This window comes from Thalassotalea sp. Sam97, assembly GCF_041379765.1.
In the GTDB taxonomy this organism is placed as follows: Bacteria; Pseudomonadota; Gammaproteobacteria; order Enterobacterales; family Alteromonadaceae; genus Thalassotalea_A; species Thalassotalea_A maritima.
Genome location: NZ_CP166919.1, coordinates 1149204 through 1175550, shown reverse-complemented (window position 1 = coordinate 1175550; position 26347 = coordinate 1149204). Strand labels below are relative to the sequence as shown.

23 protein-coding genes are annotated in these 26347 nt (G+C 43.4%); 9 read left to right on the top strand and 14 right to left on the bottom strand.

What is annotated here, in order from left to right:
• Nucleotides 1-64: 64 nt before the first annotated feature.
• Nucleotides 65-2875 carry a diguanylate cyclase domain-containing protein gene (locus tag ACAX20_RS05170; protein ID WP_371189052.1) on the bottom strand — a complete coding sequence of 937 codons (2811 nt, stop codon included), beginning with the start codon at nt 2873-2875 and terminating at the stop codon, nt 65-67.
• A 212-nt stretch (nt 2876-3087) separates the two neighbouring features.
• On the opposite strand from ACAX20_RS05170, the gene cmoA reads away from it, so the two are divergent.
• Nucleotides 3088-3822 carry a carboxy-S-adenosyl-L-methionine synthase CmoA gene (gene cmoA, locus ACAX20_RS05165; protein WP_371189051.1) on the top strand — a complete coding sequence of 245 codons (735 nt, stop codon included), beginning with the start codon at nt 3088-3090 and terminating at the stop codon, nt 3820-3822.
• Nucleotides 3823-3824: 2 nt separating this feature from the next.
• A complete protein-coding gene (gene cmoB, locus ACAX20_RS05160) occupies nt 3825-4790 on the top strand; it encodes a tRNA 5-methoxyuridine(34)/uridine 5-oxyacetic acid(34) synthase CmoB (protein ID WP_371189050.1) in 966 nt (321 codons plus the stop codon).
• 105 nt (nt 4791-4895) lie between these two features.
• Here cmoB and ACAX20_RS05155 read toward each other — a convergent pair whose 3' ends face one another.
• Nucleotides 4896-5783: a RimK family alpha-L-glutamate ligase gene (locus ACAX20_RS05155; protein WP_371189048.1), complete on the bottom strand. Its 888-nt coding sequence runs from the start codon at nt 5781-5783 to the stop codon at nt 4896-4898.
• Nucleotides 5784-5915: 132 nt separating this feature from the next.
• On the opposite strand from ACAX20_RS05155, the gene ACAX20_RS05150 reads away from it, so the two are divergent.
• Nucleotides 5916-6275, top strand: a complete 360-nt coding sequence (locus ACAX20_RS05150; protein ID WP_371189046.1) for a hypothetical protein — start codon at nt 5916-5918, stop codon at nt 6273-6275.
• Nucleotides 6276-6447: 172 nt separating this feature from the next.
• Nucleotides 6448-7110 carry a ribonuclease T gene (gene rnt, locus ACAX20_RS05145; RefSeq protein ID WP_371189044.1) on the top strand — a complete coding sequence of 221 codons (663 nt, stop codon included), beginning with the start codon at nt 6448-6450 and terminating at the stop codon, nt 7108-7110.
• Nucleotides 7111-7241: 131 nt separating this feature from the next.
• Here the strand turns inward: rnt and ACAX20_RS05140 are convergent, their stop codons facing one another.
• The 3 genes from ACAX20_RS05140 to fadR form a co-directional block, all read right to left on the bottom strand.
• Nucleotides 7242-7847 (bottom strand): peroxiredoxin, encoded by a 606-nt coding sequence (locus tag ACAX20_RS05140; RefSeq protein ID WP_371189043.1) that lies wholly within the window; start codon nt 7845-7847, stop codon nt 7242-7244.
• Between the two features lie 151 nt (nt 7848-7998).
• Entirely contained in the window at nt 7999-8331 is a 333-nt protein-coding gene (locus ACAX20_RS05135; RefSeq protein ID WP_371189042.1) for a Grx4 family monothiol glutaredoxin, read from the bottom strand.
• Between the two features lie 142 nt (nt 8332-8473).
• Nucleotides 8474-9187: a fatty acid metabolism transcriptional regulator FadR gene (fadR, locus tag ACAX20_RS05130; RefSeq protein WP_371189041.1), complete on the bottom strand. Its 714-nt coding sequence runs from the start codon at nt 9185-9187 to the stop codon at nt 8474-8476.
• Nucleotides 9188-9501: 314 nt separating this feature from the next.
• Between fadR and nhaB the strand changes: the two genes are divergently transcribed.
• Both nhaB and dsbB read left to right on the top strand, forming a co-directional pair.
• Nucleotides 9502-11088 carry a sodium/proton antiporter NhaB gene (gene nhaB / locus ACAX20_RS05125; protein ID WP_371189040.1) on the top strand — a complete coding sequence of 529 codons (1587 nt, stop codon included), beginning with the start codon at nt 9502-9504 and terminating at the stop codon, nt 11086-11088.
• 247 nt (nt 11089-11335) lie between these two features.
• Complete coding sequence (gene dsbB / locus ACAX20_RS05120; protein ID WP_371189039.1) at nt 11336-11854, top strand: disulfide bond formation protein DsbB; 519 nt, start codon at nt 11336-11338, stop codon at nt 11852-11854.
• A gap of 96 nt (nt 11855-11950) precedes the next feature.
• On the opposite strand, the gene ACAX20_RS05115 is transcribed toward dsbB, so the two are convergent.
• On the bottom strand, nt 11951-15013 hold the full coding sequence (locus tag ACAX20_RS05115; protein ID WP_371189038.1) for an AAA family ATPase: 3063 nt from the start codon (nt 15011-15013) through the stop codon (nt 11951-11953).
• Nucleotides 15014-15024: 11 nt separating this feature from the next.
• A complete protein-coding gene (locus ACAX20_RS05110; RefSeq protein WP_371189037.1) occupies nt 15025-16206 on the bottom strand; it encodes an exonuclease SbcCD subunit D in 1182 nt (393 codons plus the stop codon).
• Between the two features lie 190 nt (nt 16207-16396).
• On the opposite strand from ACAX20_RS05110, the gene ACAX20_RS05105 reads away from it, so the two are divergent.
• The 3 genes from ACAX20_RS05105 (at nt 16397) to ACAX20_RS05095 (ending at nt 18337) form a co-directional block, all read left to right on the top strand.
• Nucleotides 16397-17194 carry a hypothetical protein gene (locus tag ACAX20_RS05105; RefSeq protein WP_371189036.1) on the top strand — a complete coding sequence of 266 codons (798 nt, stop codon included), beginning with the start codon at nt 16397-16399 and terminating at the stop codon, nt 17192-17194.
• Nucleotides 17195-17301: 107 nt separating this feature from the next.
• Nucleotides 17302-17760 carry a methylglyoxal synthase gene (locus tag ACAX20_RS05100; protein WP_371189035.1) on the top strand — a complete coding sequence of 153 codons (459 nt, stop codon included), beginning with the start codon at nt 17302-17304 and terminating at the stop codon, nt 17758-17760.
• Nucleotides 17761-17908: 148 nt separating this feature from the next.
• Nucleotides 17909-18337: a hypothetical protein gene (locus ACAX20_RS05095; RefSeq protein ID WP_371189034.1), complete on the top strand. Its 429-nt coding sequence runs from the start codon at nt 17909-17911 to the stop codon at nt 18335-18337.
• Between the two features lie 108 nt (nt 18338-18445).
• On the opposite strand, the gene kdsA is transcribed toward ACAX20_RS05095, so the two are convergent.
• From kdsA to accA, 7 genes are all read right to left on the bottom strand, one after another.
• Nucleotides 18446-19288, bottom strand: a complete 843-nt coding sequence (kdsA, locus tag ACAX20_RS05090) for a 3-deoxy-8-phosphooctulonate synthase (RefSeq protein WP_371189033.1) — start codon at nt 19286-19288, stop codon at nt 18446-18448.
• A 12-nt stretch (nt 19289-19300) separates the two neighbouring features.
• Nucleotides 19301-20545: a DUF819 domain-containing protein gene (locus ACAX20_RS05085; protein ID WP_371189032.1), complete on the bottom strand. Its 1245-nt coding sequence runs from the start codon at nt 20543-20545 to the stop codon at nt 19301-19303.
• Between the two features lie 57 nt (nt 20546-20602).
• The gene (locus tag ACAX20_RS05080) at nt 20603-21415 is read right to left on the bottom strand and encodes a SirB1 family protein (protein WP_371189031.1); all 813 of its coding nucleotides are present in this window, start codon (nt 21413-21415) and stop codon (nt 20603-20605) included.
• A gap of 56 nt (nt 21416-21471) precedes the next feature.
• Complete coding sequence (locus ACAX20_RS05075) at nt 21472-21837, bottom strand: SirB2 family protein (protein ID WP_371189030.1); 366 nt, start codon at nt 21835-21837, stop codon at nt 21472-21474.
• A 566-nt stretch (nt 21838-22403) separates the two neighbouring features.
• Nucleotides 22404-23612 (bottom strand): serine/threonine transporter SstT, encoded by a 1209-nt coding sequence (sstT, locus tag ACAX20_RS05070; protein ID WP_371189029.1) that lies wholly within the window; start codon nt 23610-23612, stop codon nt 22404-22406.
• A 27-nt stretch (nt 23613-23639) separates the two neighbouring features.
• Nucleotides 23640-25136: a tRNA lysidine(34) synthetase TilS gene (gene tilS / locus ACAX20_RS05065; RefSeq protein ID WP_371189028.1), complete on the bottom strand. Its 1497-nt coding sequence runs from the start codon at nt 25134-25136 to the stop codon at nt 23640-23642.
• A gap of 204 nt (nt 25137-25340) precedes the next feature.
• Nucleotides 25341-26297 carry an acetyl-CoA carboxylase carboxyl transferase subunit alpha gene (gene accA / locus ACAX20_RS05060; RefSeq protein WP_371189027.1) on the bottom strand — a complete coding sequence of 319 codons (957 nt, stop codon included), beginning with the start codon at nt 26295-26297 and terminating at the stop codon, nt 25341-25343.
• Nucleotides 26298-26347: the final 50 nt, after the last annotated feature.

Sequence of the window (26347 nt, the reverse complement as noted above, 5' to 3'; positions counted from 1 at the left end):
CGCACAAAGACGTCTCTATAAAGCCCGGTATTATAGCGAAAAGCACCACAATGTCACCCGTTGCTTAAACATTTTTCGCTGCTAAATAATAGTTGTTTTTGCCTGACGCTTTTGCTCGATACATACGTGAATCAGCAACCTTAAGCAATTCCCTTCTGTCGTCGCCATCTGTTGGATATACGGCAATGCCGATACTGGCACCAATGTGTATTTTTAAAGCATCAATCAACACCTTATCAGCGAGGGCCTCAATCACCTTTTGTGCCATATTTTTTGCTGTATCAATGTTGCCAATATCATTAACAACGATAACAAATTCATCACCGCCAACCCGAGCTACGAGGTCCGAGCTACGTACTGTGTGTCGCAAAATATTGGCTATTTCAATCAATAACTTATCGCCTGCATCGTGACCATAACTATCGTTTACAGGCTTAAAACCATCGATATCAATGAATAACACTGCAAACATTCGTTGGTATCGACGGTGAACCGCAATCGTCTGCTCCAGCAATTGTTCAAGTAAATTGCGACTGGCCAGCTTGGTTAAATGATCATGAGTCGCAGCAAAACGCAATTGACGCTCTAACGCTTTTCGCTTGGCAATTTCTCGGCGCATTCGATAGGTCCAAAACAAGATAGATAGCAATACCGTAACGCCTAACGCCCCGACCAAAATACTGGTTCGATAAACAACTTTTGCATCTAAACCTTCTTGGATAACAGTGCGAACCCAACTGTCTCGAATATTATCAATTTCCTCTTCGCTTAGCTTATCAATGGCCTTGTCAAATATCCCCACTAATTCCGGATAACGGCTATTAATTGCCATCACGTTTTGTTCATTGGGTAAATTGTGTAAATAAGCAACCGCAGTCTGACGACTCTCGAGCTCTTCAAGCAAAGCACTAACAACCAAAAAATAGTCAATATAGGCATCAATTTGTTGCGATTTTAATAACCGATTCGCCTCGGTGGTATCGTTAACTACGGTTAACTCGATTGATGGATGATTCTCTCGTAAGTATTCAATGGTATTGCGGTGCGCGAAAATGCCAACTTTGTAACCATGCAATGCATCGACACTGTCGCTATTCAAATTGTCCAAGGTATGTATAACACCCCATCGAGACGGCCAATAATTTTTGGTTGTTAGCGGTATCGAGTCGCCCTTTGGCTTTGCTGTCATCGTCATCATGACATCAAGCTCATCGGTAGCGAAAGCCTGTCGCATGGTTTGCCAGTTAGGGTATACCATCAGGTTAAAATCGATACTCGTTAACCTGTGTAGCGCATGTAAAATGTCTTGGTTAACGCCTGCAACCTGGCCTTGACTATTTACAAATGAAAACGGCTTCCAATGACTAATCGTGCCGACATTAAAACGTTGTTTGCGCGCTATTAAGCTCATTTCTTTATCAGTCAAATTAACAAAGTATTCGGTTTGTTGTTGACTGTGTTGGAGAGTAAACCAACACTCAATAACTTGTTGCGTTTCTTGCTCCGTTAACATCTGTTTGCCTTGCAGTAACGGATGGTGATTGGCCCTGTTATTAGCCGTAAAACTTAGATAACTCGCGTCAAATTTGGGCATGCCGCGTACGGTAAATGATGATGTTAAGTTTGCTCGTGATAAATATTCCCGACCAGCCTCTTCGCTTGCAATAAAGCCAATGGTTTTGCCGTCCACGCTGTCACTCACCAAATTTGCGATTAAGTAGCGTTCGGAGATAAGAAGGTTAGGATAGTTTTGTTGTACAGCCTCAGCATAAGCAGAATCCGTTATAACGCCGACACTGGCGCGATTAACTTTACTAAAATCATCAATCTGTAAGTTATCTTTATGGGCAAAAAAACGTGCTTGCGAGCGGTATATCGGCCAAAGTTCACGGTAGCGCTGCTTACTTTGTTGACTTAATGGCAAACCTGCATGAACGTCAATAATACCTGACTCAAACGCTTTCTCGATACTTGTCTGCTTAACCGGCACAAACTCAAGAATGAGTTGTTGTTTATCAGCCCAGCGTCGCCACATATCAATAAACAGCCCTTGCGCTCGTCCCTTTTCTCCCTGCGACATAAAAGGTGATAAGTCTGGTGAATATCCAACTAACAGACTATCGTCACCAAACTCCTTTTTAATGTGTCGAAAGCCAAGCCAGTCTTTTTCTTGTTCACTGAGCTTTGCTAGGCCCTGGTTAATAAAATCAAGTAGTTGCTTATTCTCCGTTTTCACTGCAGCGAACAGCTCATTTTCGCCCAGTAAAATTCGATTGGCGCTAGGGTATAACGTCCGTAACTGTTGAAAACGAGCATAGCGCCGATAGCCTTCAGCCGTATCGGCAAACACACGAATGGCACCGGTGATAGCGGCATCATAAAGCTTATCTATCGACCTAAAACGCTTAATAACGACATTCGGATACCGATTTTTTAGCATCCGTTCAACCGCATTATCGCCAACAACACCTATCACATACGGCTGTAAGTGGCTCACGTTGCTCAGATGAGCCGCATCAACAGGAATATAGAAATAATTCTGGTTTTTTAATAAAGGTTGGCTTTTATGGTACTTAACGCCTTGGTCGTTGGTTGCTAATAAACCGGCGTGAAAATCGATCATTGGCTCATCGACCGCAGGCACACACTTCGCGTTATCATAACCTACAAACTTAATGCGTACGTTTTGCTTTTTAGCCCACAGCTGCCATAGATCAATGAGTACCCCTGTTGCTTCACCATCGCGATGATACTGAAATGGATATACATTATTGCAATAGGCAACCACGTATAAATCTTTTTCTTGAGGCGCTGAACGCACCAACCAAGGACTCATAAGAAGTATCAATACGACAACAAGGGTAATTTTTGCCATATAGATCTGTAATCAGGTAACAATACTGTTCATTTTAGCAAAGCATAAGTAAAACAGCAGATTAGTTGCCATCAATGTGACAGATCTGGGCATAAAGGACGGCTAAAATCGGCAATTATTTTCCCTCACGGCCAATTTACGATAAACTTCACTAGCAAGAACGTGATGGCGTTAGCATGTCGCTAACCAATAAACGATAACAACCCACCAAAATGACCAATAAACACACTGATTTAATATATTCGAAACCACAAGCCAAGGTTGCTGATTTTCGCTTTGACGAACACGTTGTGGAAGTTTTTCCTGACATGATAAAACGTTCGGTGCCAGGCTACAGTACCATCATAGAAACCATCGGCCAACTCAGTAACCGCTTTGCCAAAAATAACACCAATATTTATGACTTAGGTTGCTCGCTCGGCGCTGCTAGCCTAGCAATGCGGCAAAATATCGAGGCAGACAACTGCCAAATCATTGCTATTGATAATTCCAAAGACATGGTCAAACGCTGTCAAATGCATGTTAATGCCTTTAAAGCAAGCACACCGTGTGTTGTCAAAGAAGGCGATATATTGACGGAGCCTATGGAAAACGCATCGATAGTGGTCCTTAATTTTACGCTGCAGTTTATTGAGCCACAGCAACGCCAACAGTTGCTAAATAAAATCTACCAAGCCTTGGTTCCCGGCGGTGTACTATTGTTGTCTGAGAAAATTTATGACAAGGATGAGACCTGTCGAGAGCTACTCAATGATCTACATCATGACTTCAAACGAGCCAATGGTTACAGCGATTTAGAAATCGCCCAAAAGCGTGCCGCTATCGAGCACGTTATGAAACCAGACATTCTTGAAACCCATTACCAACGCTTGCAGCAAGCTGGCTTTGCTCATCGCACAACGTGGTTCCAGTGTTTTAACTTTTTCTCTTTAATCGCAATGAAATAAGCATGACTCTTTTTAACAAATTTTATCAACAAATCGCCGGCAATCGATTAGCACACTGGTTAACCTCGTTACCGCAGCAACTCGCTGACTGGCAAAAAAATGAATTACATGGTGAATTCAGTAAATGGCAAAAAACCATCGATGCATTACCTAAAACCCAACCAAATCACATTGATATCAGCACCAGTGTCACCATTGGTCGTGACGGCGATATCAATCTTGGCCAGCAAAAGCGCATCGAGGCGTTGTTAAAAAACCTAAAGCCATGGCGTAAAGGCCCATATCATGTTCATGGAGTGCATATTGATACCGAATGGCGCAGTGATTTTAAATGGGACAGACTGGCACCGCATATCAGTGACTTGAACAATCGCTATGTACTGGATATCGGCTGTGGTAGCGGTTATCACTTATGGCGAATGCGTGGTGCAGGTGCAAAGTTTGTCGTTGGTATCGACCCTACTCAGCTGTTTATGATGCAATTTCAAGCGATGCAGCACTTCATAAACGATGATGCTGTCAATCTGTTACCGCTTGGAGTGGAGCATTTACCCGAATTAAAAGCCTTCGATACCGTATTTGCTATGGGCGTACTTTACCATCGCAAGTCGCCTATCGATTTTTTACAGCAACTTAAAGCGCAACTAGCTCCTGGTGGTGAGTTGGTACTGGAAACCTTAGTTATTGAAGGCGATGAAAACACCGTACTGGTACCTGGCGAGCGCTATGCGAAAATGCGCAACGTGTGGTTTATCCCAAGTAGTGCAGCGTTAGTATTTTGGATGCAACGCTTAGGCTTTAAAAACGTTCGCGTGGTCAATACTGATCAAACGGCTTTCGAAGAGCAGCGTAAAACTAAGTGGATGGATACCGAGTCATTACAGGACTTTCTTGATCCGAATGATCCAAACAAAACCATTGAAGGCTATCCTGCACCGCTGCGTACGATTATCGTCGCCAACGTCTAAGCAGATAGATAAAAACAAGTCGAGCAAGTATAATCGAGGGTAACAGCAAGCCTTACTGCTACCCTCTTACTCAGCGATTAAGCTGTCATAACAGAATAACTTGGTTTACAGGTTATAAAGTCGCTGCATACGCTCAGCGAATAGGCGAGCAAACAGCGGCGCGGCGTTTTCGTCCATATTAAAATACAGCGACGGCTCAATAAGTTCGGCTTCCATCATGGCAAATTCATCGCCCATGCGGACAAAATCGACACGTGCATACATAGGCATGTTATCTACTTTTGCTAATTGCTGCATGGCATGATCCGCTTGCTGCTTTAGTCTCGCTTCAGCTGTCACCAGGCGCAGCTGACCACCATGCTCCTCTTGAACCCGAAAGTCGCCTTGCTTCGGCGTTTTTAAAATGCTGTGACTGTAGTGGCCGTCGAAATAAAAGCAGGAAAACTCACCTTCATCTACCACGCTTTGCATAAACGGTTGCACCATAAAATCACGGCTAGCAAATGCCTTAGCAAGTGCCTGACTGTATTGCGCCCAGCTGTCTCTGGTTAACCAAAACGTGTTGTCAGCATTCGCGCTAACACATGGTTTGATAACAATTTGTTCGCTATCGAGTTGATTAAAATAATCCGCAATAAGCTGCGCATCATACTGCTCTTGCCACAATGTTGGGACAATACATACGCCGTGTTGCTGGAGTTCGCGTAAGTATTTTTTATTGATGTTCCAATCAACAATATTGATCGAATTTTCTAACACCGCCGATGAGTTTTCAATTGCGGCTAACACGTGCATAAACTTTGCTGCGTCGTCTTGGTAATCCCAAGGCGTACGAATCAGTACCACATCGAATTGATCCCAATTAACATCTTGCTTGTGCCACGATACAAGCTCAGTTTGCCAACCTAATTTAGCTAACGGCTGATCTAAAAGTTGATCGTACACCTCAAAGTCATCTAGACAATCCATAGTTAAGATAGCGCAACGTTTCAATGTGTTCCCCTTTATTTGTTCTACATGCGTTTTTAGGCGCAGTCTACAGGGTTTAATCGTACATGCAAGCTTGACCAGCATGGTAAATTCACCGTAAAGTAGAGTGTAATTAAAACAAAAATAAGATAACTCATGAATTTGTTGCTTAAATTGACCTTTTCGGCGCTCCTTATCGCCACTACCACTATCAACGCGACGGCTAATGAAACAAGCCAGCAACCTGCAGAAATCGCCGTATTAAGTGATGCACGTGTGTTTGCACAATTCAATGACAAATACCCTGCTATGGTCAATTACTTTACCAAAGCTGATATTGCCACAATAAAGCAATTCTACAATACTCAATATGGTTCGCCGTTTTCCGAGCGCGTACAATATGGACGTCTTGAAATGCAATTTGAACATTTAGAGACAGATATCCGCGTCATTGTTGCTGAACAAAAACACCACCATGAAGTGGATGTGATCGTCATTAAAAAGCCTAATCATTAGGCTTTTTAATCTTCTCTGACTCTGCTCCTTAATCATTTAACCACAGCTAACCTACTTAACACCTGTCAGCATTTAGCAGAGATTTTTTTGTAGTAAATAAGTGTATTAGGGGCTTATTTTTGCGATAATAACGCCATTATTAATCTCAACTTCATCATTTCCATCCACATTTATGGCTTCTGAAAAAACTTTATTTGCGCAGCGCTTTCGTGGTTACTACCCGGTTGTTGTCGATGTTGAAACGGCCGGCTTTAATGCCCAAACCGACGCACTACTGGAAATTGCCGCCAGTATTTTACACATGGATGAAATCACTGGTTTACTATCCGTAAAAGAAACCATTTCCTTTAACGTTGAACCATTTGCAGGTGCTAATTTAGAACCTGCCGCATTAGAGTTTACGGGAATTGATCCATACTGCGCGCTGCGTGCTGCCGTACCAGAAGATGAAGCGCTAAAAAGTATATTTAAACGTATCCGTAAGGAAATGAAAGGTTATGGCTGTCAGCGAGCGATAATGGTGGCTCATAATGCTGCCTTTGATCTTGGTTTTGTTAATGCTGCCACTGAGCGTGGTAACATAAAGCGTAGTCCGTTTCACCCTTTCGCAAGTTTCGACACCGCAACCTTATCTGGCCTAGCGCTTGGTCAAACGGTACTGGCTAAGGCATGTGATAGTGCCGGACTTGGTTTTAACAATAAAGAAGCCCACAGCGCTTTATACGATACAGCAAAAACTGCTGAGCTGTTCTGTTATATCGTCAATAAATGGCAGCAACTGGGTGGCTGGCCTTTAGCCGAGCAATCTGCTGAAAGTGCGCCACTTGAAGAATAAAAACAATATCATCTCGATATAAGCGCTCTGTTTAGAGCGTTTTTTGTATCTTCCCTAACGATAGACACAAAAAAAGCTGCTTATAAAAGCAGCTTTTCAAATATTTATTTCAGTTCAATAACGAACAAAAATTATAATTCTTTCGCGTTGTCCGCTAGGTAAGATGCAACACCTTCTGGAGACGCTGTCATACCTTTGTCACCTTTGTTCCAACCAGCTGGACATACTTCGCCGTGCTCTTGGTGGAAAGAAAGTGCGTCGATCATGCGAAGCATTTCGTCAACGTTACGACCTAATGGTAAATCGTTAACTACTTGGTGACGTACGTTACCTTCTTCATCGATTAGGAATGAACCACGGAACGCAACGCCAGCTTCTGGGTGCTCAACGTCGTATGCTTGACAGATTTCGTGCTTAACGTCAGCAACCAAAGTGTATTGAACTGGACCAATACCACCTTCGTTTACTGGCGTGTTACGCCATGCATTGTGAGAGAATTGAGAATCGATAGAAACACCGATAACTTCAACGCCACGGCTCTTGAATTCATCCATACGGTGATCAAAAGCGATAAGCTCTGATGGACATACGAAAGTGAAATCTAGTGGGTAGAAAAAGATAACCGCTTTCTTACCTTTGATGGTTTCTGCAAGGTTGAAGTTTTCAACGATCTCACCGCTACCTAAAACAGCTGCTGCGGTAAAGTCAGGTGCTGGACGACCTACTAATACACTCATGGTTTTCTCCGTTTTTGTTAATGCTAACTATTAGCTCATATTATCAATAAGCTTATTTTTATGAAGCTTGCGACTCTAATATTTGCTACCTGCGATTAAATATGGAGGTCATTACTGCAAATACAAGAGTCAGGATCAATTTTTTATTATTTTATTCAGCGTCGCTGTACTTAGCTGCTGTTTCTTTGATAAGCGGTTGCAATTCACCTTGTTGGAACATTTCCAAGATAATGTCACAACCACCAATCAACTCACCTTCAACCCATAATTGTGGGAACGTCGGCCAGTTAGCGTATTTTGGTAACTCAGCGCGGATATCAGGGTTTTGTAAAATATCAACATAAGCAAACTTCTCACCACACGACATCAATGCTTGTGACGCTTGTGCTGAAAAGCCACAGCTAGGCAACTTAGGCGAGCCCTTCATAAAGATCAAAATAGGGTTTTCAGCGATTTGCTGTTTGATTTTTTCGATGGTATCCATAGATTCCTCTAACGTTGATACAGCGCTGTTAGCGCAAATAATAAAAGTCCGAGTAGTTTACTAGGATTTAAGGTAAAACGACAACCGCTTTTCAACGGTTGTCGTTATTTTTTGATATTATTCGTGCTTTGACGAAAGGAAATTACTGAGCTAGCTCAGTCATCACTTGTTCTTTGATGTCATTCCAAACCGGAATTTGCATCAAACCATGCTCACGCACCGCATATACTGACTCGGTGAATTCACCTTGTTTGGCTAATTCAATAAGACGCTTGTAAAAGTCAACCGTTATAGCGCGTGCATTATCGTTAGCAAAGTAAACGCCACCTAAACGCGAATACAAGTTTTTAAAGCCATTTAGTACTAACACATAAATTGGGTTATTTGATGCTAGCGCTAAGTCATGATGCAACTGGTAGTCATTGGCTGCAAACGTCTCACCATCATCAGATGCTTGAGCGACAGCGCTTTCAAGTAGCTCGATAACTTTTTGCGGGTTATTTTTTATGCCACCGCGAATATAGATGGCGCTGATGTTGGTGCGAGCCGATAACAAGTTTTCAACCAAATCAGGAATACCATCTTGATCAAGCTCGGCTAAGCGACTCAAAATATTTAAGCCACACGTTTCCCAAAAGTCATTCACTTTGGTCGGCTTGCCATGCTGGATCGTTAACCAGCCATCACGTGCCAGACGTTGTAACACTTCACGCAAGGTGGTGCGCGTTACGCCAATTAATTCCGATAGTTCACGTTCCGCTGGTAAAATTGAACCAGGTGGAAAGCCGCCATTCCATATTGACTCAACAATATATTGTTCCGCAAAACCTGCTGGACTTTGTGCCTTAATAATCATTTTTGTTCCAATACTGCGATCCGAAACCAGATAGAAACTTGCCCAAAATGCGCGGATCGACCCATAATTTCTATTATTGTGCTTATATAAACTGATTGTACCAGAGTATGTCAAGGTAAAAAAATGTTAACCAGCTCTGAAAAGCTGCAAATTTCAGTTTACCTGATACTAGGGGTACTTTAGAATACCACCACATTTAAACGACAACCTGTTATCTAACAAATATTTACAAGCGTATCAGAATGTTAATATTTGTTAATCACGTAAGCAGATTGATAAAAATGTGATCATTTTTAACTGAAGTGGGCTGCATTATGCAACTATCTTATTCTCAAGCGCTGATCCGCAACTTTTTGGGTCAGGCGCCGCAATGGTATAAATTCACCATTATCGCATTCTTGGTACTAAACCCGTTCATTTTCTTCTACATCTCGCCGTACGTCGCCGGCTGGGCTTTGGTGCTCGAGTTTATCTTTACTCTGGCAATGGCTCTCAAATGCTATCCTCTGCAGCCAGGTGGTTTACTTGCTATTCAGGCAGTTGCCATTGGCATGACGTCTTCCTCGCAGGTACTGCATGAAATAGAAATGAATCTTGAAGTGATTCTGCTCTTAATTTTTATGGTTGCAGGTATCTACTTTATGAAGAGCCTGTTGTTGTTCTTATTTACCAAAATCATCACCAAGATACGCTCAAAAGTTATCGTCTCGTTGATGTTTTGTTTGGCCAGTGCCTTTTTATCGGCGTTCTTGGATGCGTTAACGGTCATTGCCGTAATCATCAGCGTTGCCGTAGGGTTTTATTCTGTTTACCACAAAGTCGCTTCTGGTGGTCACATAGAGACCTATGATTCAAATAATGACGAAACGCTGCCGGATTATTCTCGCAATGATTTAGAAGGATTTCGTGCTTACTTGCGCAACCTATTGATGCATGCTGGTATTGGTACCGCGCTTGGTGGGGTAATGACGAAAGTGGGCGAGCCACAAAACTTAATCATCGCCGAGCAAGCGGGCTGGGAGTTTATTGAATTTGCCATTCGTATGGCACCAGTAACCTTGCCTGTATTGATTTTCGGTTTACTCACGTGTTTTTGCCTGGAAAAATTCAAGTGGTTTTCTTATGGCGCAGAGCTGCCAGAAAACGTGCGTACTATTTTGGTTGAATTTGACCATGAACAGAGCAAAGCGCGCACCCGTGCAGACAACGTTCAACTTATTTCACAAGGCCTAATCGCTATTTGGCTTATCTTAGGTTTGGCGTTTCATGTTGCATCGGTTGGTCTGATTGGCCTTACGGTGATTATTTTAGCGACCGCTTTTACCGGCGTTATTGAAGAGCATCAAATTGGCCATGCCTTTGAAGAAGCGTTACCATTTACCGCATTATTAGCTGTGTTTTTCGCCGTGGTTGCGGTGATTATCGATCAACAGCTATTTACCCCTGTGATCAATTGGGTACTTACTTACGAAGGCGACATGCAGTTAGTCATGTTCTATCTCGCTAATGGCTTCTTATCTATGGTCAGTGATAACGTGTTCGTTGGTACCGTTTATATCACCGAAGTAAAACAAGCGCTTATTGATGGCCATATTACTCGTGATCAATTCGACATGTTAGCGGTCGCCATCAACACTGGTACCAACCTACCATCGGTAGCTACGCCTAATGGTCAAGCAGCGTTCTTATTCTTACTGACCTCTGCGATTGCACCGTTAATCCGCTTATCGTATTCTCGTATGGTGTATATGGCATTTCCGTATACTATCGTATTAACTATTGTCGGTTTGATTATGATTAAGTCGGGTATTTTGGTTGAATACACAGATCTATTTTACGATTGGCATTGGATTGAGCACCATCAAGTGCTTGATGGCAGTAAAGGAGTAAGCCATCACTAACTCTGCTGTAGTTAAGTATTATATAATTTGAACGCCTTCAACCTCGGTTGAGGGCGTTTTCATTTAAATATCACTTTACGATATCGATGAGGGCATCTCGTATTTCTCCTAGCACTAACCTTAGGTTGCTAAAGCAAACCAATCTCAGTGAAGTGTAACAGAGTATGATTACGCGCTTGATCGTTTGCCTTGATAAACGTATTGTTGGCGATAATAATTCCCCTTAGTTCATACTTTAGGTGTTTGCATGATAAAAAAAATAAATAACTTTGTTCTTTCCCCGGCTTGTTGGTGGCTATTAGCGTCGTCGGCACTGGCGCTTGAGTTGACCGCGCTGTTTTTTCAATATGGTATGGGCTTAGAGCCTTGCATCATGTGTGTTTATCAACGTGTTGCTATTCTCGCTATTGTCATTGGTGGTGTTATTGGCGCCATTGGTAATCGCTTTATGCTGGGCCGATTACTCGGGTTTGCGGCTTGGGGCACAGGTGCGATATGGGGCCTTAAAATAGCCATTGAGCACGTAAAGATTCAGCAAGCTGATTCGTGGTTTTACACCTGTGATTTATTTCCCAATTTCCCTACCTGGGCGCCACTGCACGATTGGTTTCCTGCGCTTTTTGCCGCAACCGGAGATTGTGGTGAGATTTCTTGGTCGTTTTTAGGTTTTTCAATGCCACAGTGGATGATTGTGATCTTTGCCATATACAGCTTATTGTTTGTGACATTTTTTATCGGCCGACTGTTGGCGCTTGTTAAAAAATAATCAGAACATGGACCGCTCGATTGATGCCAGCGCCTAATTAAGTAAGCGCTGGTATCAACAGGTTAATTCTCGGCTCAATCTTTTATCAATTCACCGTTACTGTGTCACCAATGAGATCGCGCTACCACTGCGACCATTTTTAACATCAATCCGTTGTCCCATCTGCTCTTTCAACTCACTCACATGTGAAATAATACCAATTGCCCGCCCTGTTGCTTGCAAGTCAACAAGCGTTTCAACGGCAAGTTGCAACGACTCTTGATCTAAGCTACCAAAACCTTCATCGATAAATAGCGTATCTAAAACAATGCCGCCCGAACGTTGCTGAACAACGTCACTTAATGCCAGTGCTAACGACAAGCTCGCCATAAACGACTCGCCCCCAGATAACGTGGCAACTGGTCGCTGTTTGCCGCTATAACTATCATTTACCGCCAAATCCAAACCCGCGGCAACATTGCGTTTTTGCTCACTTTCGTTTTGACGTACCAATTGATACTGTCCCTTACTCATTTGTTGCAAGCGCTTAGATGCTATAGCTAACACGCTATCAAGCAAGTCTGCAAGGACGAAACGTTCAAGTGAGACCTTAACATTACCTTTGCCCGAGGCTGCTGCGGCAAGCGTGCCAATAATTTCATATTGCTGTTTGTTATCCGCTTGTTGTTGCTCAATCTTGGTAATCTTTTGCTGTGCGTCGCTCAACCGATTAAGTTGCTGTTGCGCTGATGATAAGGCCTTTTCAGCCGCAGTGAGTTGCTGCTCTGCGACACTTAATTCCGTGTTAAGTACTGACAAATCAGGTTGAATCTTGTTGGTTAGTAATTCATCCAAGGTAGCTATTTGCGCGACTATGTTATCAAGTTGGCGTTCAAATTGCTGAACCTGAATTTGTAATTGCGTTAGTTCATCATCGCTGATGTAGGCGTTATGAAACTCAGCAATATCGGCAAAATCATAGCTTTCTAATGCCTGTTGCAGCTGTTGTTGCGCATTCGATAACCTTTGCGACAATTGCGTTATCATTGCCTGTTGATTTTCTTGCTGGGTTTGGTTTTTCGCCAACTTTTGCTGAGCGTCTAGCAACGCTTGTTGGGCTTGTTGATGTGCCTGCTCTACGTGTTTTATCTGTGACTGCAATTCTTCAATTTTAGCGTCAATAGTACCTGATACTCGATATATATCAGGTAAACTCTCACTGACTTGTAAGAATGTCTGTTGCTTTGCTGTAAAGTTCGCCGTGACATCAGGCAAAGTACGGTTCAACTCATCGATTTGCTGCTGTAATGGCATAAGCTGTGCCTGCATACTCTGCTGACTTTGCTGCCACTTTTCTATTTTAGTGGCTTTTTCGGCAAGCGTTTTCAATTGCTGGTTAACGGTTGTTAACTGTTGCTCTAACAGTGATGGCTCGATCACTTGAACTTCCTCTAGCTGTGCCGTCAATTGTTGCAGAGCTTGCTGTTGCTGTAAAACAGTCAGTTGATATTGGTCCTTGAGCTTATCTGCATCAGCGAGCCGCTGTTTTTGTTGATGCCAACGTTGCTCGACAACTTTCAATTGTTGCTGATCGACAGTCTGTTCAGTATTCATTTGGCAAGGGCTAGGATGCTCTGTTGCACCGCACACCGGACACGGCTGGCCTATTTCTAGCTGCGTTGCTAAAATAGCCGCTTGTGAGCTGTGATAAAGGCTGGCTTGCTGATGATATTGGTGCTCGGCTTGGTTCGTTATTTGTTGTTGTTGCTGCCAAGCATTGTCAGCTTGTTGGTAGCGAGTTTGAGCATCCACTAACGCCTTTTGCACATCTTGTTGTTGACGAACAAGCGTTGCTTGCTGTTGCAGTCGCTGCTGTTGCTCTTGCAGGCCAGTCCCTTGATTTAGCTCTTTTATCGTCGCATCGATAAGCTCTCTACCATTTTCGCTGCGCTGCGATAAGGTTTTATAATCTTGTTGGGTGCTAGCCAATAACTGCTTATGCGCGTTCAGTTGGCTCTGCGCATCATGCATCTCAGCTTGCAAGCGGGTAAAGTTTTGCTGCATCGGCAATAAATTTTTAAGATCGATTATCGCCTGCTGATGTTGTTCTCGTTGTGGCATCTGTTGCAGAGCGTGTTCAAATAGACGTTGTCGTTCCTCTAGCTGTTTGCTAAGTTGCGACTGCTGCTCTGTTAGTGCGTGTTGCTGAGCATTTGCTTGCGTTAAGTCGGCTTGTATTTGCTCTGAGGTCTCATATAGCGGCTTAATTTTTTGTGCATGTAGTGCCAATTGAATACGCTGTTTGACTTGGTTTATCTGCGGTTGTTGGCATAGCAATTGCCGGTGCATCGACTTAGTGGTCGCAAGTTTGCGAAAATGCTCAGCTAATGATTTGCCATCGGTGAGTTTAGCTAGGCGCAATTGTCGGTTGTTGTCTGCCTTTACTTTATCTTCAGCAAGTTGGCTCACTAGTGTTTGCTGCTCACTGTGTCTTTGTGTTAACTGCTGTAGATTGTCAGCCGCGACCTCTTCTAATGTTTCTTCAATCCGCGTACGCAACTGCTTATAACGACCTTCAATATCAAGAGCACGTTGTTTAATGTGTTGTTCAATTTTTTGATATATATCCGTGGCAAACAAGGTCGACAATATGGCTTGGCGCTCATTGGAATTTGCTAATAGCAGCTCACGAAACTTACCTTGCGGTAAAACCATAACCTGGCGAAATTGATCTGCTGTTAGTCCGAGTATTTGCTTAATATAATCGTCGGCTTCGCCTTTCTTTTTTGCGACCAATAACCGTTCACTATCATCGTGCAATAGTTCAATTAACTCAGCCGTCGCATTATGCTTAACCAACTTATCGCCGCGCTTGCCTGCACGCATTTGAGTTGGTACCCGAGAGATACGGTAACGTTTGTCTTTGATAGAAAACGTAAGGCTCACTTGTGTTAACAAATCATCGTTTGCATGATCACTACGAATACCTTGCTCCTTGCGCGCTTCATCGGTTGTCTCGCCATATAAGGCATAGCAAATCGCATGCAAAATAGAAGACTTACCCGCCCCCGTAGGACCATCAATCAGAAATAGAGGGCTATCACCGAGCTTGGTAAAGTCGATATGCTGTTTATCAGCAAACGGACCAAAAGCGCTTAATGTCAGCTGTAATAACTTCATACTTAATAACCCTATTGTTGCTCTGCTGCTTTTTTCACTTCACCAATACAGGCGTTGATTACTTCAATTTGCTCGTCTGTTAACGATTGCCCCATCACTTGCTGGTAAAAATCCGCAAATACTTCCGATTCAGATTTGCGATTTTGCTGATCAGCGATATCGAGTTTGCTATCGCCTTGGGCAAAATTAACTCGCTCTAATTGCATCACATTGGGGTACACCGCACGCAATTGGCCCATAGGATCAAGCATCAGCTCGGTGTCAGTTAGCTTAGCAAGGTAGTAATCTTCACAGGCTTGGCCGTGTTCTTCAACATATTGTCGACCTTGAGTGAGTAACTCATGCAACGTACCTTCGATAACTTTTACGTCTCGTTTAGGATACAGTGCCAATGGTGTGATTTGCGTCAGTTGATTGTTGGTTATTTCAACCAAATTAACGACTTTGCGCTGCTTATATTCTGAGAACGAATATTTCATAATAGAGCCGGAATAACGAATATGCTCAGCCCCTTTAAATTGCGGTCCATGCAAATGGCCAAGGGCCACATAATCAAATGCTGTAAGCGGTTGCCAACTAACCCTGTCAGCTCCACCCAGCGACAAGGGTCGCTCAGAATCAGATTCACTGGCACCATCAATAAAGCAATGTGACAACAACACCGCAGCACTATCTGGGTGATGACACTGTTTGTGGCTAAGCATCGCCTCAACGCAATAGGTGTGCGCTTGATCATAACTGCGAATATCAGCTGCTTTAGGATCATCAACAAAGGTGAGCCGTACTTCACTTGGGTCATGATAAGGTAAACCATAAAACACCACTTTTTCATCGGCTTTTTCAAGCACAACAGGCTCGCATAGCTTACTGATGTCGGCCATGATATGAAGACCCGATTGCTGCATTTGCCTTGCGCCAAAGCGCAATCGCTTGGCGCTATCGTGATTACCACTGATGATAATGGTAACGATATCAAGCTCATCGAGCTCAGCAATAAAGTCATCGAGTACTTGCACAGCCTCCGCAGGTGGCACCGAACGATCAAAGATATCGCCCGCAATGACGAGCGCATCAGCTTGCTGATCAAGCAAGTGTTGCTTAATTTGCGCTAACACATATTGTTGATCATCAAGTAATGACTGGTTTTGAAACAATCGGCCGATATGCCAATCTGAGGTGTGAATAAATCGCATAAGCTATCTTTACAAACAGAGACGTTTTTGCCGATTATGCCAGAGTTCCCCACCCAGTAACACAGAAAGTTATGACCCAAGGTATTCGCTGTTAATCCCTTGTGAGGCTGAAAACTTCATGCTAAATTGGCTTGCTAAGTAACCTGCAAAACTATCTGCAATCAGCATTACCCACAATAAGAGTTACCCTATGTTTGCACGCTTTATTAAACCTTCACCGCTCGTCGATGATGCGACTCGACAATGGTTATTCGACACCTACATTTGGGCAATCGATACGTTTGGCAAAAACTTTTTTCAACAACAAAATCAGTTAATTTTACCGACTAATGAATTTTACCCAGGTCGGGTACATAGCGTCGCAGAGATGACGCAATTGATGTTTAAGCAAACGCTTGCCCATTGTGGCATGCAGCACTGGCCTGTCGTTTTAAAAGATATCAACCAATTTCCGCTGAACAGCCAAGCTATTCCTGCTCTTGCATTTGACGGCGAGCTGCGCGGTGCGAACAAGGTTCGTCTTACTGATTATCGCCAAGATAGCGTCAAGTCAATTGCTGTGACCTTTCAGCCTCAACAAGTTAATCAACCGCAAGATCTTATCGCCACATTGGTTCAACAACTTGCTGCGGCATTAGTAAAACAACGCCCGGAGCAGATCCCCGGTGGTCAGCAATTGATGCCACAAACGATTGATGTTGTGGCGGCAATGATGGGCTTTGGCGTGCTATTTGCCAATACCGCCTATCAGTTCAAAGGTGGCTGCGGTAGCTGTTATAATGCAGCCGCTAATCGCCAAGCTATGCTGCCAGAAACTGAAGCCGTTTATGCATTAGCGATATTTTGCGTGGTCAAAAACATCCCCTATCGACATGTTAAAGCCCATCTAAAACGACATTTACGAAGTCAACTAAAGCAAGCCTATAACGAGTTACACCAAGACGGTATTAACAGCCCTAGTAGTTTGTTAGCCTATCGGCAACGATAAAGCCATAAACATATGGCTGCCATTATCAAATCAATAGCAACGTTATCATTGCTCGACAGACCAAGATAACGTAAAACTATATCATAGCAACGCAATAGGATGCCCTGATGTTATATAAAACCGTTACCACCCCCGCACAAAAATCGATCGCTTTGGTTGCTCACGATAATATGAAAAACGCGCTCATTGCCTGGTGCCAACAACATCAGCAACAATTATCCGTTCATAATTTATTTGCAACCGGAACCACCGGTGCCACCTTAGAGAAAAAAGCCAGCTTAAAGGTGACCAAATTAATCAGTGGTCCACTTGGCGGCGACCAGCAAATTGGCGCGCTTATTACCGAGCAGGCCATTGATATGATGATTTTCTTCTGGGACCCATTAGAAGCCCAACCACACGATCCCGATGTCAAAGCGCTATTAAGGCTGGCTGCCGTTTGGAATATTCCTGTAGCTTGTAATCAAGCAACGGCTGATATGTTGATCTCCTCATCATTATTCACTAAACCAATGAATAAAACTATTCCCGATTATCAGGCTTACCTTGCCGAGCGAACTCGCTAATCGCCAGTTGACATGATAACGAAGAGCAATCAAGGGCTTTGCACTTTATAGACGATTTGATACAGTGAGTAAATCAATATAAAAATAACAAAAACAAGACATTAACTATTTTTGTTAGCTCAGGTTAGTGTTTATTAAGGAGTAAGTAATGACAGGTGCAGGTGGCAGTAATGGCGGGATCGGCCATTTCTTTCTCGGCTTAATTATGATGTGTGCAGGCTTTTATCTGCTTCTCAACGCAATTAATGTCAGCTCAAACTTTGCCTTAGGCGCTCGTCTGTATGGCTTTCAAGCCATGGGTAGCCAGTTTCAAATTACTGGTGGCACCATTTTATTGCCGTTCATCTTTGGTGTTGGCTTAATCTTTTTCAATAGCAAAAACATCATCGGCTGGCTACTGACCTTAGGTTCAATCACTGCGTTAATCGTCGGGGTTTTAGCCTCATTGCGTTTCAACCTCAATAGCATGACCAGCTTTGATTTGTTAACTATTTTAGTACTTGCAATCGGCGGCCTAGGTTTGTTCTTGCGTTCACTTAAAACGCTAGATGAAAGTACAGCTAGCCGGATGTCGTGAGTTACAGATTCGTTATCTGTACTCTTTTTATCAACGTTAATATGATATTAAAAAACAACAGGGAAGCGAAAGCTTCCCTGTTGTTTATGATTCGCCAGGTAATGAGCACTAATCAGTGATCAACGGCTCAAATGATTTAACCAAATCATCAATCGCTTTCATCTGCGTTAAATACCCTTCAAGCGCATGCAATGGCAAAGCACAAGGACCGTCACATAAAGCTTCGTCTGGGTTTGGATGAGCTTCGATAAACAAACCACCAATACCTAATGCCATACCACTACGAGCCAACTGTGCCGCTTGAGCGCGACGACCATCGGCAGAATCTGAACGACCACCAGGTTTCTGTAAGGCATGAGTCGCGTCAAAAATCACTGGTGCCATATTAGTCATTTCGTCCATGGCAAGCATGTCCACAACTAAATTGTTATAACCGTAGCAGCTACCGCGTTCACACAAAATAACCTTTTCATTACCTGCTTCACTGAACTTTTTGATGATATGACGCATTTCATGGGCAGCCAAAAATTGTGGCTTCTTGACATTAATGACCGCATCGGTTTTCGCCATAGCAACAACAAGATCGGTTTGCCTTGCCAAAAACGCAGGCAATTGAATGACGTCAACCACATCAGCAACAGGTTGTGCTTGGTATGGTTCATGAACATCGGTGATTACTGGCACGTTAAAAGTCTTTTTGATTTCTTCAAAAATCTTTAGACCTTCATCCATACCTGGGCCACGAAACGAATGAATCGATGAACGGTTAGCCTTATCGAACGAGGCCTTAAAAACATATGGAATACCTAACTTGTTGGTCACTTCCACATAGTGCTCAGCAATTTTGAGTGCGAGATCGCGAGACTCGAGCACGTTCATGCCACCAAAAAGCACAAATGGCTTGTCGTTTGCTACGCTAACGTTAGCAAAATCAATAGTTTGTAAACCCATGATATTCCTTATTTATGAAACTGTTTGCAAAATTTGGCCGCATAACCAAGCGGCAAAAGTACCTAAAGTGTAACCTAGAACCGCTAATAAAACACCAACTGGCGCCAGTGACGGATGAAACGCAGAAGCAACAATTGGCGCTGAAGCTGCACCGCCAACATTCGCCTGAGAGCCCACCGCCATGTAGAACAACGGCGCACGAATAAGTTTTGCGACCACTAACATTAAACTGGCGTGGATTAACATCCAGATGATGCCGATCACAAAATAAATTGGCGTGTCAGCAATCATGGTGACATCCATTTTCATGCCAATTGACGCGATTAAAATATATAACATTGCCGAGCCAACACGTGATGCGCCAACGCCTTCTAAGGCCCTGGCGCGCGTAAATGACAGGCTAATACCAACAGCGGTAGCAAAAACAATCATCCAGAAAAACTTACTATGAAAACTAAGCCTGTCTAAATTTGGGTAATTATCTACCATAAAAGGCGTAATTGTATCTGCAAACATGTGTGCAAACCCCGTCACACCAAACCCAATGGCTAAGATCAGCATTAAGTCGTTTAACGTTGGCATACGCGCATGCTGTTGCTGAAAGTTTTCTACTTTCTGTTGTAAGCGAGTAATTGCCGTCGTATCGGCACCTGTCTTGGCATCAATGCGCTTAGCATTACCGGCAAGCACCAATACTACTGCCATCCACAAGTTGGCAACGATAACATCAACCGTGATCATCGCCGAAAATATTTGGTCGCCAACGCCATAAATTTCTTTCATGGCCGCTTGGTTCGCACCACCGCCAATCCAACTGCCAGCCACCGTTGTTAGTCCTCGCCAAACCGCTTCCGGTCCCTCTACACCTAAAAGCTCTGGCGAGAATGAAGACACTACGAGTAGGGCTAGTGGACCACCGATGACAATACCTACGGTGCCAGTAAGAAACAAGGCAATGGCCTTACGCCCTAACCCAGCTATGGCTTTTAAATCGACACTTAACGTTAACAGTACCAGACATGTTGGCAATAGATAGCGCGAAGCAACATAATATAAGTTAGATTCTTTGCCGCTAATTACGCCAAAAGTGTTCAACAATGAAGGGAGAAAATAACACAGTAAAACGGCAGGGACGATAGCATAAAACTTTTGCCAAGCGCGATGACTCGAATGTGATGTATAAAAAACAAAACCAAGCATCAGTGCTAATAAGCCCAACACCGACGCATCATTGCTAATTAAAACATTTGAATCCATAGAATCTCCCTTGTGACGGCTACCGATTAATGGTCGATAGCGCAAAAATAAAACGACTTAGTGAACAGTTGTATCGGTTGCGGTAAAGCCATCTAAGTGCAGTTTTAATAATTTGGCATCCGCTTCTTGTGGGCAATTTTGCAAGTAATACTGATAATCATCAAACGCTACTTTATAACAATCAAGCTGTTGCAGCAAAAAACCACGATCACGACGATGATATGGATCATTAGGCTGTAGTGCTAGCACCAATTCGACCACTTGTAATGCTTCACTATATCGAGACTCTCGAATAAGTGCATTTTTCAAACTTAATAAGTATTGAACGACTAACTCACTATCAGCGATTGGTTCTAAACTGCTTTGCTCAACACTGTTGTCATCACGATCTAGTCGCTGATCAAGCTCTTGCCAACTGATTGGCTTACCATCCAGTGAATGAAAGATAATGGCATATTGCTCATCACATATAATGCGCAACATCACTTGATCTGGCACGTAAACCGCCTCAACATGAAAACCGCAGGCTCGGATGATATGTAACAGCAGTAAGTTTTTAGTCGCTGGTGCTAACGAGCGGTATGCTAAGCCAACATGTAACAAGTGCTCTTTACTGCTCCAATTATCTTGCGCTTGACTGGTAAATAATTGTTCAACAAAAATCAGGCGCAATAATGCCTCCGCCCTATCTAGCGGATCATCAACATCCGCTAACTGCGCCGCAAAATAGTCGATAAAACGATTAATATCGCCCATCGTTGCCTTCGCGCTTTGCTCATCGGAGGTTAAAATTTGCTGTTCAATCAGACAAAGTGACTGAGCCAAATCAATTGTTTTTGCTCGTAACTCTGCTAACAGTAGTTCATTCATGTATTTGTTCACTCATTACCGATTTACGGTACTTCAATAAGGGTTGGCAAAACCATCTAAGACATTAAGCTTTGCTTGGTTAGCGCCAAATAGATAATAGTCAACATGGTTAACATAGCGCCTAGATAACCGAATATTTTTCCACGTTTCGTTGAGGCAAATTTAAGCGTATAAAAGCCAACAGCAATGTAGATAACGACCGCAATTAACTTCTCCGCCAACCAGTCGATAGTGCTTGGAAATAAAGACCGCTGTAGCATCAGTGCAATACCACATGTCAAAAGTAAGGTATCGATGATATGTGGCAAGATCTTCAGCCATTTTTTCTCTAAGTGATATGGCGCCCACATGACTAACAGCCATCGATAAGAAAATAACACCACACTCAGGCTGACACATAGCATGTGCGCAAAGATGAGCATCGTAAACCCTTAGCTTTGCCCCTATATAAAACGGCGCGTAGCATAGCATAAGCAGACGATTATTGCACCCCTAGCCAAGGATGGTTGAGCTTTGTTTCATAATTCTCGACAGTGATAAAATGCAAACAAAGACTCTTCCCTCCTTTGCCAAGCACAACGTTTATTAACCACACTGCTATGACAACTTGCTGGCGAGTTAGTCGTCGATAATTACTGGGGTAGCACAAATTGTTCAAATATCAAGCAGGCGAGGTAAACTTATTGTTTTACAAGGGTTTGATCGGTTGTGAAAGGTTAATGCACAATGTTATCCACAGCTTATGTGGAAAACATTGAGATGATGTAGCCATTTCCAAAGCCTAAATAGGGGTATGACTCTGTCACACAGCCGTATTGATATCAGGTACTGAAAGTTGCCCGCGATATTTCCAGTGACGAATAAAAAACAGAGGTAGGCTATGCTGCCTTGTGAATAAATTTGCGAATATGTAGATAGCAAACGGTAATGCCGGATCGAAAATGCGAGCGTATGGTCTCGCCACACTCCGAATCCGGCACCGTGAATTTTAGTTATTGTTCGTTAAATGATGCGATGCTGCGGCAGTAAACACCACATCGGTAGAGCTATTTAATGCAGTTTCAGCCGAGTCTTGTACCACACCAATAATAAAACCAACGGCCACCACTTGCATCGCTATATCATTCGGGATACCAAACAAGCCACACGCTAACGGGATAAGTAACAATGAGCCACCGGCAACCCCAGATGCACCACATGCCGAAACTGACGCCACCACACTTAACAATAAAGCCGTCGCCAAATCAACTTCAATGCTTAACGTATGCGCTGCGGCTAAAGACAGAACCGTAATGGTAATGGCTGCGCCTGCCATGTTAATCGTTGCACCAAGGGGTATCGATACCGAATACGTGTCTTCATGCAAATCAAGTTGCTTACATAGACGCATGTTAACCGGAATATTCGCTGCTGAGCTGCGGGTAAAGAACGCAGTAATACCTGACTTGCTTAGGCAGGTAAACACCAATGGATATGGATTATTACGGGTAATTGCATAGACAATAATCGGATTCACAACTAAAGCGATAATCAACATTGAGCCAAGTAGCACTGCGAGTAATTGTCCATACTCCGCTAAAGCGCCAAACCCGGTGCTGGCAATAGTATTGGCAACTAAGCCAAAAATACCAACCGGAGCAAAACGTATAACAACACGCACCACTGCGGAAATTGCATCAGCTACATCTTGGATCATCGATTTAGTCGCTTCACTAGAGCGCTTAAACGCAAAACCTAGGCCTAAGCCCCAAGCTAAGATCCCAATAAAGTTACCCGTTGATATGGCATTAATCGGATTATCGACCACTTTATACACTAAGGTTGATAACACCTGTGATAAGCCCTGAGGTGGATTCGCTGTGGCTCCCGCTAAATCTAACGTCAATGACGTTGGAAACATAAAACTCATGACCACAGCGACAAATGCCGCACAAAGTGTGCCGATTAAATACAAGCCAATAATAGGACGTAGTTTTGCGTCACTGTTTAGGTTTTGATTGGCAATCGAGGCAATAACCAAAACAAAGACCAAGATCGGTGCCACCGCTTTTAGCGCACTAACAAATAAGCCACCCAATAAGGCAAAATTCAGGGCAACATCTGGTGCAAAGTAAGCTAACAAACAGCCTAAAATAATCGCGATAATGATTTGTTTTACCAAGCTCGCGTTGGCAAGCATTTTCATTATTTTTATCATGGTTGATTTCTCTAATCGTTTTTATAATCAATCGAGCAAACGGATCTGCACGCACCGATAGGATGCTTGCGACTCGTTGTCGATACTGTGAAGATAATCTTTATTTACAAACACGCCAACAACGGCTGCTAACATGTTGTTAATTCGCACGTTCAATAGCCTATCACGCTGCCAACTTGGGATCTGCTGTTCTTGGTAAACTTTTTTAAGATCTCGGCGTTTATGACGAAAATGCGGCCAAACTTTGCTGTTCTGATAAGCAAAATCCAATGTTATCGATTCTGTCTGCTGAGCAATTGGCAGTATACACTGAGTGCTGCGACTCAATACTGTTACGTCTTGATCGGCTAATGTTACTAAACTGACTTCTAACTGGCCAAGGCCATCTGGCAAAGTAATGGTTTGCGGTAAATCACCAATAGCCAGCTGAATCTGCCAATCGCTAATATCCGCCAATTCATTGGTAAACATTAACAGTTTTTTATGACGACGAATGATGTGGTCAGTTAACTTGATCTGCGGTTGGCTATCGCTGCGTCCTGCAATCAGCTGAAGCTTAATTTGCTGCAACTGCGCCGTACTAGGCATCGACAAGCCTCGACGCATAAACACGTAGCGCAACACGTTATTTTGCCTATCACTGCTAAGTTGTTGCAACCGTTCAACACGCAAGTGCCCTGCATCATTGGTGCAGCGCTGATAATCGATCTCAGCCAACTCTTGCAACAAACGCTGCGCCTCTTGTAAATGACTGGCTGCACGTGCGGCACTGCTGGCGATATGAGGCCAGCGCTGAGATAGCGTTGGTAATACCGATTGTCTTAAAAAATTACGGTCAAAACGTTGATCGCAGTTCGACTCATCCTCTACCCATGACAGTTGATAATGTTTGGCGTATTGCTCGATCTCGTGACGACTCACGGTCAGCAGCGGCCGAGCAAGTCGTTGTGAACCTGCGGTTGTTGGCTGTCGTTGTTGAGCGCCCGATGTTGATGATAATGGTTGGTTATCACGCTGCAAACCATCAACGTTATCGTCACCACTTATGGTAAGATCTCGTATTGGTAGCATGGCAGCAAGGCCACTAATACCAGAACCACGTTTTAATGCCAGCATCATGGTTTCTAACTGATCATCAACATGGTGAGCGGTTAATATCACCGATGATTCACTGCTGTGCTCTGCCAGCGCTTGATAACGTGCCTGTCGCGCCTGTGCTTCTATACTACTGCGGCTTTGCCGTATTACATTTACTCGCACGGCTTGATAACTAACATTCATCTGCTTCGCTTGTCGTTCAGTAAAGCTTAACCAATCGTCAGCATTGCTGCTTAAGCCATGATGTACGTGAATGGCTTTGACATGGCCATCAAGGAGTTTGTCGCTTTTTAATGTTGCTAACACATGCAGTAACACTTGAGAGTCACAACCACCACTATAGGCAAGTGTTATATCAGCGGACATTAAGTCGTACTGTTGGAGAAAGGAAATAACCTGTTGCCTTAGGTTATCAACGGAGGACATAAGTAAGTTACCTAGTATACTGTTGCTGTGATAAACCGTGATGATATACGAGAACTTGTGTACATAGTGAACATCATTAGTGAGTCATCAAACCGCTATGACGCATTTGGCTATCATCGACCAAGCTAGTGCCACATTTAAACAAAGTCGATAGCAAAAGCCAAAACAAAAAGGGAAGCCTAGCTTCCCTTTTGCACCTGTTGATTAACAGTAACCGTATGTCATCAATCGCTGATAGCGATTTTCAATTAACTGCTCTGAGCCTTCTTGTTCAATATCAGTCAGGTCTTGCTTAATCGCTTGCTTTAATTGATTTGCCATTAAATCAAAGTCACGATGCGCACCGCCTAATGGCTCATTAATGATGCCATCGATAAGACCCAATTCCTTGATACGGTCAGCAGTCACTCCCATAGCTTCAGCTGCTAAAGATGCCTTCTCTGCGGTCTTCCATAAGATAGAGGCACAGCCTTCAGGAGAGATAACTGAATATGTTGAGTATTCTAGCATGTTTACGCGGTCACCTACGCCAATCGCGAGTGCACCACCAGAGCCACCCTCACCAATCACGGTACAAATAATAGGCACATTCAAACGCGCCATTACTTTTAGATTACGCGCAATCGCTTCAGACTGACCGCGCTCTTCAGCACCAATACCAGGATAAGCACCAGGGGTATCAATAAAAGTAATGATAGGCATGTTAAAACGCTCTGCCATTTCCATTAAACGTAGCGCCTTACGATAGCCTTCAGGACGTGGCATGGCGAAGTTACGACGAACTTTTTCTGAGGTATCTCGACCTTTCTGATGCCCGATAACCATAACTGGGCGACCATCTAAACGTGCAGTACCTGCAACAATTGCTTCGTCATTAGCATAAGCACGATCACCCGCTAACTCATCAAAGTCTGTAAAAATACGATCGATGTAGTCTTGGGTATATGGACGACCAGGATGACGAGCGATACGCGATACTTGCCATGGGTCTAAATCGGAGAATACTTTTTTGGTTAACTCTTCGCTTTTCTTGCGTAGTTGGGCAATTTCCGTTTCAAGATCCAAATCCAGTTCTTGTCCTTGGTTTACTAATTGCAGCTCTTCTATTTTTGCTTCTAACTCTGCAATTGGTTGCTCAAAATCTAAAAAGTTGAGTGACATAAATCTATTACCTAATACGTTATTTACGGCCAATACTTGCTGTGCAAATA

Bases quoted from the DNA above. Each gene is read 5' to 3' on its own strand.
- ACAX20_RS05140 (WP_371189043.1), bottom strand. From the start codon at position 7,847: ATGAGTGTATTAGTAGGTCGTCCAGCACCTGACTTTACCGCAGCAGCT.
- ACAX20_RS05135 (WP_371189042.1), bottom strand. From the start codon at position 8,331: ATGGATACCATCGAAAAAATCAAACAGCAAATCGCTGAAAACCCTATT.
- nhaB (WP_371189040.1), top strand. From the start codon at position 9,502: ATGCAACTATCTTATTCTCAAGCGCTGATCCGCAACTTTTTGGGTCAG.
- fadR (WP_371189041.1), bottom strand. From the start codon at position 9,187: ATGATTATTAAGGCACAAAGTCCAGCAGGTTTTGCGGAACAATATATT.
- ACAX20_RS05170 (WP_371189052.1), bottom strand. From the start codon at position 2,875: ATGGCAAAAATTACCCTTGTTGTCGTATTGATACTTCTTATGAGTCCT.
- sstT (WP_371189029.1), bottom strand. From the start codon at position 23,612: ATGATAAAAATAATGAAAATGCTTGCCAACGCGAGCTTGGTAAAACAA.
- cmoB (WP_371189050.1), top strand. From the start codon at position 3,825: ATGACTCTTTTTAACAAATTTTATCAACAAATCGCCGGCAATCGATTA.
- ACAX20_RS05085 (WP_371189032.1), bottom strand. From the start codon at position 20,545: ATGGATTCAAATGTTTTAATTAGCAATGATGCGTCGGTGTTGGGCTTA.
- ACAX20_RS05115 (WP_371189038.1), bottom strand. From the start codon at position 15,013: ATGAAGTTATTACAGCTGACATTAAGCGCTTTTGGTCCGTTTGCTGAT.
- ACAX20_RS05105 (WP_371189036.1), top strand. From the start codon at position 16,397: ATGTTTGCACGCTTTATTAAACCTTCACCGCTCGTCGATGATGCGACT.
- cmoA (WP_371189051.1), top strand. From the start codon at position 3,088: ATGACCAATAAACACACTGATTTAATATATTCGAAACCACAAGCCAAG.
- ACAX20_RS05095 (WP_371189034.1), top strand. From the start codon at position 17,909: ATGACAGGTGCAGGTGGCAGTAATGGCGGGATCGGCCATTTCTTTCTC.
- ACAX20_RS05100 (WP_371189035.1), top strand. From the start codon at position 17,302: ATGTTATATAAAACCGTTACCACCCCCGCACAAAAATCGATCGCTTTG.
- tilS (WP_371189028.1), bottom strand. From the start codon at position 25,136: ATGTCCTCCGTTGATAACCTAAGGCAACAGGTTATTTCCTTTCTCCAA.
- kdsA (WP_371189033.1), bottom strand. From the start codon at position 19,288: ATGGGTTTACAAACTATTGATTTTGCTAACGTTAGCGTAGCAAACGAC.
- accA (WP_371189027.1), bottom strand. From the start codon at position 26,297: ATGTCACTCAACTTTTTAGATTTTGAGCAACCAATTGCAGAGTTAGAA.
- ACAX20_RS05075 (WP_371189030.1), bottom strand. From the start codon at position 21,837: ATGCTCATCTTTGCGCACATGCTATGTGTCAGCCTGAGTGTGGTGTTA.
- ACAX20_RS05080 (WP_371189031.1), bottom strand. From the start codon at position 21,415: ATGAATGAACTACTGTTAGCAGAGTTACGAGCAAAAACAATTGATTTG.
- rnt (WP_371189044.1), top strand. From the start codon at position 6,448: ATGGCTTCTGAAAAAACTTTATTTGCGCAGCGCTTTCGTGGTTACTAC.
- dsbB (WP_371189039.1), top strand. From the start codon at position 11,336: ATGATAAAAAAAATAAATAACTTTGTTCTTTCCCCGGCTTGTTGGTGG.
- ACAX20_RS05150 (WP_371189046.1), top strand. From the start codon at position 5,916: ATGAATTTGTTGCTTAAATTGACCTTTTCGGCGCTCCTTATCGCCACT.
- ACAX20_RS05110 (WP_371189037.1), bottom strand. From the start codon at position 16,206: ATGCGATTTATTCACACCTCAGATTGGCATATCGGCCGATTGTTTCAA.